The following is a 14,535-nucleotide window of genomic DNA, read 5'->3' as shown; positions in this document are numbered from 1 at the left end:
CCTCGCGGCGAAGCCGTGCCTGTATGCGCGAAGCGCATAGCCCACCTGAGCAGGCCGACCGCCGGCGGGTTCTCAGCCGTCTTCTCGCGAGGACAGCAATTTTGCGTGTGGCGGAGCCACTCGAAAAATTGATCCCGCAGCGAGAAGACGGCTGAGGTTCCGCTACCCGACCACCCCAGCAGGAAACACAGAACGCCCCTGACCGAAGGGCCAGGGGCGTTCTGGTGGAACGAGGTATTACAGGTAGTACGCCAGGAACAAGCACCCTGCCAGGATCGCGCCGAGTACCAGCAGCACCTTGTCCTTCAGCGCCACCTCCTCGGGCTCGCCGGCGACGCCCTTGTCCACGTCCACCGCGTACCGCAGGATCGCGATCACCATCGGGATGATCGAGATGATGCCCCAGCGGGACTGCTCGATCTCACGGATGTCGTAGGCCCACAGGCAGTACGTCATGATCGTGATCGCGGCCGCGATGGCCCACACGAACCGCAGGTACGACGGCGAGTACGCCTTCAGCGACTTGCGGATCTTCGCGCCGGTCTCGGCCGCCAGCTTCACCTCGGCGTAGCGCTTGCCCGCCACCATGAACAGCGAACCGAACGCCACCACGATGTAGAACCACTGGGTGATCTCCAGCCCGGCCGCGGCACCACCGGCGACCGCGCGCAGCAGGAACCCGGAGGCCACGATGCACAGGTCGATCACCGGCTGGTGCTTCAGGCCGAAGCAGTAGCCCAGCTGCACCGCGATGTACACGGCCATCACCGTCAGCAGGCCGAAGCTCACCCCGGCCGAGATCGCCAGTGAACCGCCGAGCAGCAGCACCGACACGACCCAGGCGATCGGCAGCGGGATGAGTCCCGCCGCGATCGGCCGGTTCCGCTTCGTCGGGTGCTGGCGGTCCGACTCGACGTCGATGGCGTCGTTGATGAAGTAGATGCCCGAAGCGGCCATCGAGAACACCACGAACGCCAGTGCCGCATCCAGCACCACGGACGGCTGCAGCAGCGCGCCCGCAGTGAACGGTGCGGCCAGCACCAGGACGTTCTTCACCCACTGCTTCGGGCGAAGTTCCTTGATCAGTCCGCTGACCAGGCCCGCGGGCGTTCCCGCCTTCGCGGTCACCTTCGCGTGGTAGGCGTCGGAGGACTTGTCCTTCTCGTCCCCGGCGCCCGCCGTCTCCTCGGATTCCTCCAGCGCGCCCGCGCTGCCGCCGCCTTCGGAGCCGATCGACCCCTCGGCGTCGGATTCGACTTCGCTGCGCACCTGTTCCGCGTCGGTCTCGGTCACGGCTTTGCCGTTGCCGGACGCGCCGTTGGTCGCGGCCGCGTCGATCCCGTTTTCGGGATCGCTGACGGTCGCGCCCGTCTCGTTCTTGTCAGCCACGGTTCCTCCGCCGTCTCATGAACCGCCGGACGCCCAGCGCCACGGCACCGCCGAGCGCTGAACCGGCGAGAACGTCGCTCGGGTAATGCACCCCCAGAACCATCCGGCTGACCATCATCGGCGGCACCAGCGCCGGAGTCAGCCGCTTGCCCAGCAGTCCGCCGTAGAGGACCGCCGCCGTCGTCGTCGACGTCGCGTGCGAGGACGGGAAGCTGAGCTTGCTCGGCGTCCCGACCAGCACCTGGACCTGCGGGTCACCAGGGCGGCTACGCCGCACGACCCGCTTCACGCCGATCGACGCCCCGTGCGCGAAGGCTACGCCCGCCGTCGCCGCGACCCACTCGCCGCGCCGCTTGCGGTCCACCAGCGCGCCCACGGCGCCGATCGCCAGCCACCCGGCCGCGTGCTCGCCGAACAGCGACATCGCGCGGGCCGCCTTGACCACCGGCGGCTTCGCCAGCGCGCCCTGCACCTTGCGCAGGGCGAGCGTCTCGGTGGTGACTTCCGGCACCGGTTCCCAGGTGCCGGGGATGAACTCCCGCTCCTCGGCGCTCGCAGCGCCGGGAGTCGTCGTAGTCGGTTCAGCAGCCACTTCGTCTCCGGGGTCGGGGCACACAGATCAGGGGGTTCTCACTTCTTGTCGAAGGCCTGTTTCCAGGACTCCGGGCTGGTCAGCTCCGGCAGCGCCGCACGGTAGACCTCGCGCAGCCGCGGCCATTCGCGGGCCAGCTTGCGGTAGTTCGCCAGCGCGCGGAGCCCGAGCCTGCGGAACTCCTCGGGGTCGCGGCGGCGGAACGACACGCCACTGCCGTCGGCGTTGGACACCGTCGCGCTGTCCAGCGCGCCGAGCAGGAACCAGCGGGCGCTGTCGGCCGGGATGTTCAGCTGCGGCCGCTCACCCGCCGTCTGGTCCGGCTCCTTGAGGTTGTGCAGCAGCGCCTTCGACGCCCGCGCCGCGATGACCGCCGGGTTCACCGGCGGCTTCAGCAGGCCCTCCGCCATGATCGGGTCCGCCGACGGCGGCGGGAACTCGCGAGCCGAGGACAGCGTCTTCGCGTCGTCGTAGTGCTTGCGCAGCTCCAGCACGTCCGGACGCGCCGTGTGCAGCGAGTCGAACAGGTCGCCCGGCCCGGCCATGAAGTCCTCGATGGCCTTCTGCTGCACCGCCACCGTGGAGTACTCCATCGACAGCAGGTGCCGCAGCGTCAGCTTCAGGCCCTGCTTGACCAGGACCTGCCGCACCTCTTCCGGGCTGTGCAGCGCGGCCAGGATCAGCCGGTTGCGGGTGTGGAAGTAGGCGGTCCAGTCCGTGGCGTCGTCCTTGTCGGTCCACGGCATGTGCCAGATCGCCGCGCCGGGCAACGTCACCGTCGGGAAGCCGTGGCCACCGGCGCGCAACGAGTATTCGGAGTCGTCGTGCTTGATGAACAACGGCAGCGGCAGCCCGGTGCGCTCGATGACCTCACGCGGGATCAGGCACATCCACCAGCCGTTGTAGTTCGCGTCGATCCGCTTGTGCAGCTTCTTGCTCTTGCGCAGCGGAGTCTTCGCGAAGTCGTAGTCGGTGACCGCGCCCGGCGCCGGGCGCCAGATGCCCACACCGACGTCGACGACCTCGCCCATGCTGTGCAGCCGCGAGCGGGCCTGCAGGTTCAGCATGTGGCCGCCCACGATCACCGGGTGCGAGGCGGCGCGGGCGAACGCGTTCGCGCGCAGCACCCCGTCCGGTTCCAGGGCGATGTCGTCGTCCATGAGCAGGACCTGCTCGGCGTCCGAGTTGTACACGCCCTCGTACATGACGCGGGTGAACCCGCCGGAGCCGCCGATGTTGGCCTGCTCGATCACCTGGAGCTTGTCGCCGAGCCGCTCGGCGGCCAGTTCGAAGCCCTCGGTGTCGCGGATCTTCTGGCCGCCCTGGTCGGCCACGACGACCTTCTCCACCACTTCCAGCACCTGGGGGTCCTCCCCCAGCGTCTGCAGCGCGGTGATGCAGTCGGCAGGCCGGATCGTGGTGGTGCCCACCACGACCCGCTGGCGCGGCAGCTCGACGTCGGTGGTCCAGGCCGCCTCGTCGATTTCCAGCGCGCCGTCGTTGGTGAACAGGTCGAACCAGATCCAGCCGCCGTCCTCGAACGGCTTCAGCGAGACCCGGAACTCCAGCCACGTCCAGGCCTTCGGGCTGGCGACCGGCGCACCTTCCAGGTGCACGCTGTCGCCGTTGGCCTTCGAGCGGTAGACGTCGAGCCGACCGGCCCCCTTGACCTTCAGCCGCAGCACCACCTCGTCGACCTTCGTCCACCGCTTCCAGTAGCTGGCGGGGAAGGCGTTGAAGTAGGACGCCAGCGAGATCTTGGAGTGCGCGGGCACCTTGATCGAACGCCGGCTCACGACGCTGGTCGCGCCGGTCTGCGGCTCGTCGATGTAGAGCGCGCGCACGTCCAGCGGGTCCTCGCTGCGCGGGAACACCACGCGTTGCAGGACCTGCTCGGGCGCGACCTTGCGGCGGCCGCCGGAGCGGACCGAGGTCACGTCGCTGACTTTGCTCTCGCCCGCTGCGGCGGGGCCGGTCTCGGCGCGCTTCGCGGCGGCCGAAGACTCATCGGGGGTCCGGTCGGTCACGTCAGTCCTCCAGCGAGCCGTCCAGGAGGCGGCCCTCGGTGAAATAGGGGGTGAGCTTGTTGTCGAACATGCTCAACGCCGAGCCGATCGCCATGTGCATATCGAGGTACTTGTAGGTGCCCAGCCGACCGCCGAAGAGCACCTTGCGCTCCTTGGCCTCGGCCTTCGCCCGCTCCCGGTACGCCTCGAGCTTCGCCCGGTCATCGGCGGTGTTGATCGGGTAGTACGGCTCGTCACCGCTCTCCGCCGCACGGGAGTACTCCCGCACGATGACCGTCTTGTCCTTCGGGTGCTTGTGCTCCCGCTCCGGGTGGAAGTGCCGGAACTCGTGGATCCGGGTGTAGGGCACCTCTTCGTCCGCGTAGTTCATCACCGGTGCGCCCTGGTAATCACCAGTCGCCACGACCTCCGGCTCGAAGTCGAGGGTGCGCCAGCTCAGCTCGCCCTCCGAGTAGTCGAAGTAGCGGTCCAGCGGACCGGTGTACACCACGGGCGCGTCGGCGGGCAGCTCACCGCGCACGTCGAAGTAGTCCGTGCTGAGACGGACGTCGATGTTCGGGTGCTCCGCCATCTTCTCCAGCCAGGCCGTGTAGCCGTCGACCGGAAGACCCTCGTAGGTGTCGTTGAAGTAGCGGTTGTTGAAGTTGTAGCGCACCGGCAGCCGAGTGATGATCGACGGCGGCAGCTGCTTCGGGTCGGTCTGCCACTGCTTGGCCGTGTACCCGCGCACGAAGGCCTCGTACAGCGGGCGGCCGATCAGGGAGATCGCCTTCTCCTCGAGGTTCTCCGCGTCGGACGTCTTGATCTCCGCGGCCTGTTCGGCGACCAGTGCCTTCGCCTCGTCCGGGGAGAACGCGCGACCGAAGAACTGGCCGAGCAGGCCCAAGTTCATCGGGAACGAGTAAATCTGTCCCTCATGTCGGGTGAACACCCGATGCTGGTAATCGGTGAAATCCGTGAACCGGTTCACGTAGTCCCACACTCGTTTGTTCGAGGTGTGGAACAGGTGCGCGCCATAGCGGTGCACCTCGATACCGGTTTCCGGTTCCGGTTCCGAATAGGCGTTGCCGCCGATGTGGTCACGTTTGTCCAGCACCAGCACCCGCTTGTCCAGCTGGGTGGCGGCGCGCTCTGCGATCGTCAGTCCGAAGAATCCGGAACCAACAACGATCAGGTCATAGCCTGCGAAGCTCACAGTCGTCGAGGGTAGCGGCCAGCCACCCGCGCCCGGAAACCGCGTTGAGGTTACCGTCCCGATGCGACTACCACCCGTGTTTTCGCTGGACATCCGGGTGGCAGCGAGTCCGATCAGGACGGATTGCGCACCACGAACAGTAACATTCCTGCACCCTCCGGAGTCGCCGGGCCGATCAATGTCCCTCTGGTCGGCGACGGGACCGGCGAGTCGGATTGGATAGTATCGCGGCCCCCATGGCAGTCCCTCGATCGAGAAGGTGATCTGAAGCGTGACTCGGGTCCGCGACGGCCGGTACCTGCTGGTCACGGCGATCATCCTGGAAGTGCTGGCGATCTGGTTCGTCCACTGGATCGACACTCGTGGCTATATGGACACCGAGATTTACCGGCTCGGTGCCCGAGCGTGGCTGAACGGTTACGAGGTCTACGGCGGAGACCTCACTCCGGAATCGCCGGACAGCGGCACCCTCCCGTTCATCTACCCGCCATTCGCCGCAATCCTGTTCGTCCCGCTCTGGTGGTTATCCGAGGACGGCGCGGTGGTCGCCGTCGCGGTGATCTCACATCTGTCGATCCTGGTTACCGCGTATTCGCTGGCCCGTTCCTCGACATATCTGGCACCTCGCGCGGGACTGGTGGCGGTGGCCACCGCGGCCCTGCTGCCGGTCATGACGATCATCGAGCCGATGCGGGACACGCTGAACTACGGCCAGATCAACCTGCTGCTGATGGCGCTGGTCGCCGCCGACTGCCTGCTGCCGCGCACCCGGTGGCCGCGCGGGCTGCTGGTGGGCATCGCCGCCGCCATCAAGCTCACCCCGCTCGGGTTCCTGCTGCTGTTCCTGCTGCGCAAGGACTTCCGGGCGATGTCCATCTCGGCCGTCACGTTCGCCGCGACGGTGCTGCTGGGGCTGCTGGCGGCGCCGAACGACTCCGCGGACTGGTGGCTGGACAAGATGTGGTCCACCGGCGAGGACACCGGCGCGGTGTACGCCGGGAACCAGACGCTGCGCAGCCTGCTGGCCAAGCAGGAGCTGACCGGCGCGACGCTGAACTCGCTGTGGATCGCGGGCTCGGTGCTGCTGCTGGTGCTGGCGGTGCTGGGGATGCGCTACGCGCTGCGGACCCGGAACGTGCCGCTGGCGCTGATGATCAACGCGGTGCTGGTGCTGGTGATCTCGCCGATCTCCTGGTCGCACCACTGGGTGTGGGCCGGTCCCGCGCTGGCGCTGATGTGCGCGATGGCCTGGTGGCACCGCTGGTACGGCGTGCTGATGTACGCGGGGCTGTGCACGCTCACCGTGCTCATCGCGCCGCACTGGTACCTGCCGTACACCGACGACCGGGAGCTGGACTGGTCCTTCTCGCAGCAGGTCGTGGGCAACTCCTACCCGCTGCTCGGGATCGGATTCCTCATCGCCTGCGCCGTCGCTTACGCGCTCCACCGGCCGCGGCGCTCCGCCGAACCGAGCACCGAACAGGTGCCCGCCGGGGTGTAGCAGTTCTCGGGGATCTCGACGCACTGCGCAGGCCACTATGAAATCCCTGCCCCGGACGCCGTGTCCGCCTCCCCAGCCCGAACACGGCGTACCGTTCGACGTTCATCGAGATTTCACCTGCTCGCGCCGAGCCCGGCGCTCACCACCAGCGTTCGAGCACCTGGGCCACGCCGTCCTGGCTGTTGCAGGTGGTGACCTCGTCGGCCACCTCCAGCACCCCCGGATGCGCGTTGCGCATCGCCACGCCGTGGCCCACCCAGTCCAGCATCGGGATGTCGTTGGGCATGTCGCCGAACCCGATCACCTCGCGCCGGCCGACGCCGAGCTCATCGGCGACGAACGCGAGCCCACTGGCCTTGTCCACTCCGGGCAGGGACAGCTCGATCGGACCGCCGTTCATCGAGCACGTCAGGCACAGGCGGGCGCCCAGCACCTCCTCGACGAGCGGTGCCAGGTCGATTCCGGTCCGGTCCTCGTGCAGCACCATCAGCTTCACCGCGGGCCGGTCGAACAGTTCCCCGTCCTCGACGACCCGGATGTCCCGGTTCGGCCACACGCGGTGGAAACCGGCCTCCGCCAGGAACTGCTCGGCCACGTCGTCCCGAGCCCGCCTGGTGGAGCGCTCGACGGCGAACGTGCAGCCGGGCAGCGCGTCGCGCAGTTCCCGGGCCGCGTCGCGCAGCCGCACCGGCTCCATCTCGACGCTGTGCAGCACCTCGTCCCTGGCGGCGTCGTAGACCACGGCGCCGTTCGAGCACACCGCGACCCCGGCGACTCCCAAGCCGTCCACTATCTGCGGCACCCATCGTGGTGGTCGTCCCGTGACCAGCACGAACGGGGTGTCATCCGCGACGGCGCGCACGGTGCGCGCCGTCCTCTCACTCACCTGGACCGAAGGGTCCAGCAACGTTCCGTCCACATCGGATGCGACCAGCGCAGGTTTGTTCACGCGGACATGCTGGCGAGGCCATGACCAGCGGTGGGCCAGATTATTCCCGCTTCACCTGAGCGTGTGGATCACCCGGTGACGGTCGACACGGACGTGTCCTCCGCCCTGGAAACCCGCGAACACCCCGCACAGGGTCGAACCCTTACGGGTGGTACCGATACGGTCAGCAGTGTGCGCGTTGGGATTGTGATACTGCCCGAACACCGGTGGTGGGCTGCGGAGCCGCTGTGGCGGATGGCCGAGGAATACGGCTTCGCCCACGCCTGGACCTACGATCACCTCGGTTGGAGGTCGCTGGTCGACAAACCGTGGTTCGACGCGGTGCCCACGCTCACCGCGGCGGCCACCGCGACCTCCACGATCCGGCTGGGCACGCTCGTCGCCTCACCCAACTTCCGGCACCCGGTGCACTTCGCGCGCGAGGTCACCGCGCTCGACGACGTCTCCGACGGCCGCATCACGCTGGGAATCGGCGCGGGCGGACCCGGCTTCGACACCACGGTGCTCGGCGGGCAGGCCCCCGCGCCGGGCACTCGGACCGAGCGGTTCGAGGAGTTCGTCGAGCTGCTGGACAAGATCCTCACCCAGGACAACACCAGCTGGTACGGCGAGCACTACACCGCCGTCGAGGCCCGTCGCGCGCCCGGTTGCGTGCAGCTGCCCCGGTTACCTTTCGTCATCGCCGCGAACGGGCCGCGCGCCATGCGGCTGGCCGCCCGCTACGGGCAGGGCTGGGTGACCACCGGCCGGAACGAGGGCGGCGACGACCTCGAAGCCTGGTGGCGCGGGGTGGCCGAGCTGACCAAGAAGTTCGACGACGCCCTGGCCGCCGACGGCCGCGCCCCGCACCGGGTGGCCCGCTACCTGCAAGCCGACGCCGCGCCGAAGTACTCGCTGAGCAGCGTCGAGTACTTCAAGGAAGTGGTCGGCCGCGCCGCCGAGCTCGGCTTCACCGACGTCATCACGCATTGGCCGCGCACCGAATCCCCGTACGAGGGCTCCGAGTCCACGGTCGAGGAGATCGCCTCGGAGGTCCTCCCCGAGCTGTGACCGGCCCGGACCGACCCCCGAGCCGGTGCGCCGGGGGTCAGTCGGCGGGCGTGGTCAACAGGGTCGCGCCGACCGCCAGGAACTCGGCGGGCTCCTCGCCCGGTACCACCAGGCGGTGCCAGACGGTCGCGCCGAAGCTGGCGCTGTCGCCCGCCCGCAGCGTCACCGAATCCTGCTCGAAGTCCACCCGCAGCTCCCCGCTGAGCACGTACAACCAGTCGTGCCCCTCGTGCTGCACCGGCCGCACCCCGACGCCGGTCGGCGACAGCCGGTAGCGCGCCGCGTACATGCCCGGCAGCACCGATCGCGGTGTCAGGACCTGCACCGCGACGTCACCGGACTCGACGGTGGGCACCTCGTCGCCGCGCATCACGACCGCGGCCGGGCCGGGAACGGCGTCGGTGAACAACTCCGCGAGCTGCACGTTCAGCACGTTCGCGAGCTCCGTCAGCTCCGCCAGCGTCGGGGTGGCCAGTTCGTCCTCCACGTCCGCCAGCCGCTGTTCGGTGACGCGCGCCGCCTCGGCCAGTGCGGGCCGCGACCATTCCCGATCCGTTCGCAACCGGCCGATCCGCTCGCCGATCCCGGCGAGCACCCGGCCGTCCGTGCCGTCGCCCCGCGGGGTCCGCGCCTCAGCTGATCGATCTACCACGTCCCCCACGATAAGCGCAGGTAACCCGCGTCGCCCCGCACCGCGGCCGGGCGGGTCCCGGTGTGGACGCCGGATTCGGCGGGTAGGCCGCAGCCGAAGGAGGTGCGACATGTCCGAACAAGCCACCGCCCGCGCACTGCTGCGCGAAGCGGGCACCACCTACGCGGAACAGGCGGGAGCCCCGCTCACCGACAAGCCGTCTCCGCTGTACCGCCTGCTGGTGCTCTCCGTTCTGCTGTCGACCCGGATCAAAGCCGAGATCGCCGTGGCGGCGGCCCGCGAACTGGGCGAGTTCCCGACCGCCGAACGGATGCGCGACGCCACCTGGCAGCAGCGCGTCGACGCCTTGGGGCGCGGGCACTACGTCCGGTACGACGAGAGCACCGCGACGGCGCTCGGGCGCGGCGCCGAGCTCGTGCTCGACCGGTACCACGGTGACCTGCGCAGACTCCGCGCCGAGGCGGACGGCGACGTGCGCGTGATGCAGCGGCTGCTGCGCGAGGTGCCGAGCCTGGGGCCGGTCGGCGTGCACATCTTCTGCCGGGAGGCGCAGGCCGTGTGGCCGGAGCTGCGGCCGTACTTCGACAAGAAGGCGCTCTCCGGAGCGGAGAAGGCGGGCCTGCCGACCGACGTGAAGCGGCTCGCCGGACTGGTCGATCCGGATGACTACGCGCGCTTCTCGGCAGCGCTGGTCAAGATCACTTTGGAGAAGGGGCTGCTGAACGACATCACCGCCACGGCCTGAGCAGCTGCCCGTCGGCGGCGAAGCCGACGCCCCTCACCACCGGGCCGTTCTCGGCACGCTGCTCGCGCGGACGGCGATCTCGCTCGTGGCGGAGCCACTGGCGAAATCGCCGTCACACCGGAGCAACGCTGGGGTTCCGCGACGCGAGGGCGCCTCAGGCGACGGGTTCGAGGACAACCTTGCCGCCGAGGAACGGGCGCAGTGCCTCCGGAACCCGCACCGAACCGTCCGGCTGCTGGTGGTTCTCCAAGATCGCCACGATCCACCGGGTGGTGGCAAGCGTCCCGTTCAGCGTGGACGCGATGGCGTTGGGACCACCGGCCTCGCGGTAGCGGGTGTTGAGGCGGCGGGCCTGGAACGTCGTGCAGTTCGAGGTGGAGGTCAGCTCGCGGTAGGCCTGCTGCGACGGCACCCACGCCTCGCAGTCGAACTTCCGCGCCGCGCTCGCCCCGAGGTCGCCGGCCGCGGTGTCGATCACCCGGTACGGCACCTCGATCTTCGCGAGCATCTCCTCTTCCCAGGCCAGCAGCCGCTCGTGCTCGGTGCGCGAGTCCTCCTCGCGGCAGTAGACGAACATCTCCAGCTTGTTGAACTGGTGCACGCGGATCACGCCGCGGGTGTCCTTGCCGTAGGAGCCCGCCTCGCGCCGGAAGCAGGTCGACCAGCCCGCGTAGCGCAGCGGCGCCGAAGCCAGGTCGAGGATCTCACCGGCGTGGTAGCCGGCCAGCGGCACCTCCGAGGTGCCGACGAGGTACGCGTCGTCCTCTTCCAGCCGGTACACCTCGGTGGAGTGGGCGCCGAGGAAACCGGTGCCCTCCATGATCTCCGGGCGGACCAGCACCGGTGGCACGACCAGCGTGAACCCGGCCGCGGTGGCCTGGGCGGCGGCCATGTTCAGCAGCGCCAGCTCCAGCTGTGCCCCGATGCCGGTGAGGAAGTAGAACCGGGCGCCCGCGACCTTCGCGCCGCGCTCCATGTCGATCGCGCGCAGGCCCACGCCCAGGTCCAGGTGGTCGCGCACCTCGAAGTCGAACTCGCGCGGCGTGCCGACGTGCTTGAGCACGACGTAGTCGTCTTCGCCGCCGGGCGGGGTCTGCGGCTCGATGATGTTCGAGACCTTCTTCTGCGTGCTCAGCAGCTCCGCATCGGCCTCGGTCTGCTCCACCTCGGCCTGCTTGACCTGGGCGGAGAGTTCCTTCGCGCGAGCAAGCAGCTCGTCGCGCTCCTCGCCCTTGGCCTTGCCGACCTGCTTGCCGAGCTGCTTCTGCTCGGCGCGCAGCGTGTCCGCGCGGGACACCGCTGACCTGCGACGCTCGTCAGCGGAGAGCAGCGCGTCCACGAGGGACGCGTCCTCACCTCGGGCACGCTGCGAGGCGCGCACGGCCTCCGGATCTTCGCGAAGCGTCTTCAGGTCGATCACAGCTGGTGAGCCTAGCTGGCCCGGTCGGCCACGAACCTTGCTGGGGGTGAGAGCGGCACGCGCCGCCGCTCCGGAACGCGGTCGTCCGAGGCGGAGGCGGCCACCTCGGCACCGGACGTCCGCGAAGCCTCACGACCGGCGGCGAGGCGGGTACGGGCGGCCCCTGCGAGGTTCCTCGCCCGCATGACGCACACCGGAAGGCCGGCGCCTGCCTGCGCCGCGGCGCTCTTGCGCCGGTTCAACGGGGCGAACCGGCTGCTTCGGCGCGGCCTCCTCGTCGGTACCTTCGGCGCCCTCCGCTCCCGCGGCGGCATCGGCCGGGCGCTCCTCCGGTGCCCGGTGCACCCGCCGGCGTTCGGTGGCGCGGTTGTCGGCCGTACCGCCGACGTCGTCCAGTTCGGAACGGACCTCGCGCTCGGCCTCCACGGCGGGGCGTTCGACCTCGTCCACCGCCCGGTCGGCGACCTCGGCCGCTTCCTGCGGCATCTTCCCCAGGCCGCGCGTCAGCTCCTCCGCCAGCCGCGGATTCCGGTCGAGCGTGGTGAGCACCCGATCGACGATCGCGGCGATCTCGGCGAGCCGGACCTTCAACGTCACCTGCGCCTGCACTCCGGAGAGGTCCAGCTCGGCCTTGCCGATCGACACGTCCGCGCCCACGTTGAGCCGGAGCATGTCGAGGACCTCGGCCTGCACCGACACCTTCGCCCGGACGTCCTCCGCCTTCAAGCCGATCTCTTCGACCTTCAGGTCCGGCACGTCGAGGTACACGTCGGGTTCGGCCGTCCGGGAGTGTTCCAGCGCCGAGTCCGGTAGTTCCTGATCGTCGAACGGCTCCTCGCCGTTCTCTGCTGCCCGGCTGTAAGGCATGTCCCCACCCCGTCCGCTCGAAACGGGAGTCCGCGCGGCGGGCGTGACGACCCCCGGCGGCCCGTGCAGCTACGGAAACACAGGTCAGAGGGCTGTGCCCAGTCGAACCGGGATCGATCAGGAGCCGGGGATGCGGTGCGGGACGAAGGCGGCGCCGTCGTCGGTGATCAGGCCCGCCGTCTCGCGGATGCCGAGTCCGGCCGCGGATTCGCCGACGACCCACGCACCCAGCGCGGGACGCATGCCGTCGAACTCCGGCAGCGGGTCGAACGCCTGGTAGACGAAGCCTTCCTCGCCGTAGAAGCCGCCGGTCTCGGTCTCCCAGCCGGGGGCGACGACGGTGATGTTGTTGCCCTCCCGGCCCAGTCGCGGCTTGCGCACGTACTCGGTGAGCAGTCCGGGCTGGTCGAGGAACGTCGGCAGCAGGTTCGGGTGCCCCGGGTACATCTCCCACAGCACCGCCAGCAGCGCCTTGTTCGACAGCAGCATCTTCCACAGGGGTTCGATCCACTGCGTCGCGGGCAGCGTGTTCACCGCGTGGTGGCCGAAGTCGTCGTCGACCATCCACTCCCACGGGTAGATCTTGACGACCGAGTTCATCGGCGCCTCTTCAAGATCCACGAACCGTTCCAGCAGCGGGTCCCAGCCGATCTCCTCGATCGACAGGCCGACCGTGTCCATGCCCGCCTCGGCCGCGGTCTCCTGCAGGTACGCCGAGGTGATGTTGTCTTCACCGCTGGTGTCGGAGCTCGACCAGGTGAAGTGCACTTCGCGGGTGGCGAGCTGGTCGCTGATCTCGCTCCAGCGCTCCACCAGCTTCTCGTGGATCGAGTTCCACTGGTCGTCGCCCTCGTGGCACTCGGTCAGCCAGTTCCACTGCACGACCGCCGCCTCCAGCAGCGAAGTCGGCGTGTCCGCGTTGTACTCCAGCAGCTTCGCCGGTCCGGAACCGTCGTAGCGCAGGTCGAACCGGCCGTAGAGGTGCGGATCGTGCCGCTTCCACGACTCGGCGATCTTCGGCCACACCCATTCCGGGATGCCGAAGTCCTTGTAGCGCTCGGTCGTGACGACCTGGTCCACGGCGTCCAGGCACATCGACTGGAGCAGCTCGACGTCGGCCTCCAGCGAGAGCACCTCGTCCAAGCTGAACTCGTAGTGCACGCCCTCGTCCCAGTAGGGGCGCTGCGAACCGTCCGCCGCGCGTGCCGGGGTGCCGAACACCAGTCCCAGTTCTTCGACCTTGCGCTGCCAGTCCGGCCGACGCTCGGTTGTCCTCCGACGCACTCGTTCAGCTCCCGCTGCTGCCGCTCTTGTTGCTGATTCCGAAACCGCCGCGCTGCACCGTCTGGCCCTTGGAGTTCTTGATGTTCGCGTCGGCGGGCTTGTTGAAGCTCGATCCGGCGGGCACCGAACTGCCCGGTGTCGGCGCCGGAGCGCCGGGCTGGGTGTAGCCGTACCGGTAGGAGTTCATCTGGCCGCTCGGGATGTTCGTGCCCGGCAAGAAGATCGGCATGAACATCATGCCGCCCGAGCTGTACCCGCCGTGGCTCTGGACGTAGTTCTCGTCGCAGAGGTTGGGGTCGTCGGCCACCTGGCCCTGCTTCTCGGCGGCGCAGTACTCGTGGACCGCGTTCTGCTCCGCGCTGTAAGCCGACCCCGAGTAGAACGCCGCGACCAGCGCCACCACGCCGACGGTGACACCGCCACCGACCATCACGCGACGACGCTTCTGCGTCTTGCTCTCCTGCTCGGCGAGCGCGGCCTGGGCCTGCTCTTCCTGGCGCTTCTCCGCCGCGATGCGAGCCCGCTTCTCGGCGAGCGTCGGTTCCCGCGGCGCCGTCGAGTCGTCCTGGTAGCGCATTCGGCCGCGGGCCTGGCCCGCGTCCCCGCTCTGCTGCTCGCCGCCTGCGTTCGGTTGCGTCACGTCGTCAGCGGACCCGCCCGTCGAGGGCTGGTCGCTGCGATGCGGCCCGTCCTGGTCTGCCAATGGTCTGCCATCTTCCGTCATCGCCCACTCCCAGCAGCAACACTACCCACCGTCCCCCGCACGGGGTACGCCTTGATGTGACGCAGCCGGACACGAATCGGTTTCAAAGCGATGCGTGAGCGCTTGAGCACACGGCCGGGCCGACAGGCATGATGTGATCG

Annotated in this window: 13 protein-coding genes; 3 read left to right on the top strand and 10 right to left on the bottom strand. The window is 69.1% G+C overall.

What is annotated here, in order from left to right:
- Positions 1–237: 237 nt before the first annotated feature.
- Genes H2Q94_RS00645 through glf form a run of 4 tightly spaced genes read right to left on the bottom strand, consistent with a single transcriptional unit; the run spans position 238 to position 5,203 of the window.
- Positions 238–1,389 carry a decaprenyl-phosphate phosphoribosyltransferase gene (locus tag H2Q94_RS00645; RefSeq protein WP_309501103.1) on the bottom strand — a complete coding sequence of 384 codons (1,152 nt, stop codon included), beginning with the start codon at positions 1,387–1,389 and terminating at the stop codon, positions 238–240.
- Positions 1,382–1,981: a phosphatase PAP2 family protein gene (locus tag H2Q94_RS00640; protein ID WP_397545402.1), complete on the bottom strand. Its 600-nt coding sequence runs from the start codon at positions 1,979–1,981 to the stop codon at positions 1,382–1,384. Before H2Q94_RS00640 ends, H2Q94_RS00645 begins: the two co-directional genes overlap by 8 nt.
- A 38-nt stretch (positions 1,982–2,019) precedes the next feature.
- Complete coding sequence (locus tag H2Q94_RS00635) at positions 2,020–4,008, bottom strand: glycosyltransferase (RefSeq protein WP_309501102.1); 1,989 nt, start codon at positions 4,006–4,008, stop codon at positions 2,020–2,022.
- A 1-nt stretch (position 4,009) separates the two neighbouring features.
- The gene (gene glf / locus H2Q94_RS00630; RefSeq protein WP_243790874.1) at positions 4,010–5,203 is read right to left on the bottom strand and encodes a UDP-galactopyranose mutase; all 1,194 of its coding nucleotides are present in this window, start codon (positions 5,201–5,203) and stop codon (positions 4,010–4,012) included.
- A 271-nt stretch (positions 5,204–5,474) separates the two neighbouring features.
- Here glf and H2Q94_RS00625 point away from each other — a divergent pair, with 271 nt between their 5' ends.
- Positions 5,475–6,704: a glycosyltransferase 87 family protein gene (locus H2Q94_RS00625; RefSeq protein ID WP_243790872.1), complete on the top strand. Its 1,230-nt coding sequence runs from the start codon at positions 5,475–5,477 to the stop codon at positions 6,702–6,704.
- A gap of 139 nt (positions 6,705–6,843) precedes the next feature.
- Here H2Q94_RS00625 and H2Q94_RS00620 read toward each other — a convergent pair whose 3' ends face one another.
- Complete coding sequence (locus tag H2Q94_RS00620; RefSeq protein WP_243790869.1) at positions 6,844–7,653, bottom strand: HAD family hydrolase; 810 nt, start codon at positions 7,651–7,653, stop codon at positions 6,844–6,846.
- A 171-nt stretch (positions 7,654–7,824) separates the two neighbouring features.
- Between H2Q94_RS00620 and H2Q94_RS00615 the strand changes: the two genes are divergently transcribed.
- Positions 7,825–8,703, top strand: a complete 879-nt coding sequence (locus H2Q94_RS00615; RefSeq protein WP_243790867.1) for an LLM class flavin-dependent oxidoreductase — start codon at positions 7,825–7,827, stop codon at positions 8,701–8,703.
- 37 nt (positions 8,704–8,740) lie between these two features.
- Here the strand turns inward: H2Q94_RS00615 and H2Q94_RS00610 are convergent, their stop codons facing one another.
- Positions 8,741–9,355, bottom strand: coding sequence for a helix-turn-helix domain-containing protein (locus H2Q94_RS00610; RefSeq protein WP_243790864.1), 615 nt, complete (start codon positions 9,353–9,355; stop codon positions 8,741–8,743).
- A gap of 109 nt (positions 9,356–9,464) precedes the next feature.
- On the opposite strand from H2Q94_RS00610, the gene H2Q94_RS00605 reads away from it, so the two are divergent.
- Positions 9,465–10,100 carry an endonuclease gene (locus H2Q94_RS00605; RefSeq protein ID WP_243790862.1) on the top strand — a complete coding sequence of 212 codons (636 nt, stop codon included), beginning with the start codon at positions 9,465–9,467 and terminating at the stop codon, positions 10,098–10,100.
- 154 nt (positions 10,101–10,254) lie between these two features.
- Here H2Q94_RS00605 and serS read toward each other — a convergent pair whose 3' ends face one another.
- The 4 genes from serS to H2Q94_RS00585 form a co-directional block, all read right to left on the bottom strand.
- The gene (serS, locus tag H2Q94_RS00600) at positions 10,255–11,520 is read right to left on the bottom strand and encodes a serine--tRNA ligase (protein WP_243790860.1); all 1,266 of its coding nucleotides are present in this window, start codon (positions 11,518–11,520) and stop codon (positions 10,255–10,257) included.
- Positions 11,521–11,649: 129 nt separating this feature from the next.
- On the bottom strand, positions 11,650–12,387 hold the full coding sequence (locus tag H2Q94_RS00595; RefSeq protein WP_243790858.1) for a hypothetical protein: 738 nt from the start codon (positions 12,385–12,387) through the stop codon (positions 11,650–11,652).
- A 117-nt stretch (positions 12,388–12,504) separates the two neighbouring features.
- Positions 12,505–13,671 carry a glutathionylspermidine synthase family protein gene (locus H2Q94_RS00590; RefSeq protein ID WP_243790856.1) on the bottom strand — a complete coding sequence of 389 codons (1,167 nt, stop codon included), beginning with the start codon at positions 13,669–13,671 and terminating at the stop codon, positions 12,505–12,507.
- Between the two features lie 4 nt (positions 13,672–13,675).
- Complete coding sequence (locus H2Q94_RS00585; RefSeq protein WP_243790854.1) at positions 13,676–14,311, bottom strand: hypothetical protein; 636 nt, start codon at positions 14,309–14,311, stop codon at positions 13,676–13,678.
- Between the last annotated feature and the right edge of the window lie 224 nt (positions 14,312–14,535).

The sequence above is a fragment of the Saccharopolyspora gloriosae genome (assembly GCF_022828475.1).
Lineage (GTDB): Bacteria > Actinomycetota > Actinomycetes > Mycobacteriales > Pseudonocardiaceae > Saccharopolyspora_C > Saccharopolyspora_C gloriosae_A.
Note: the sequence above shows the minus strand (reverse complement) of the source record. Positions and strands in the feature narration are given on the sequence as shown.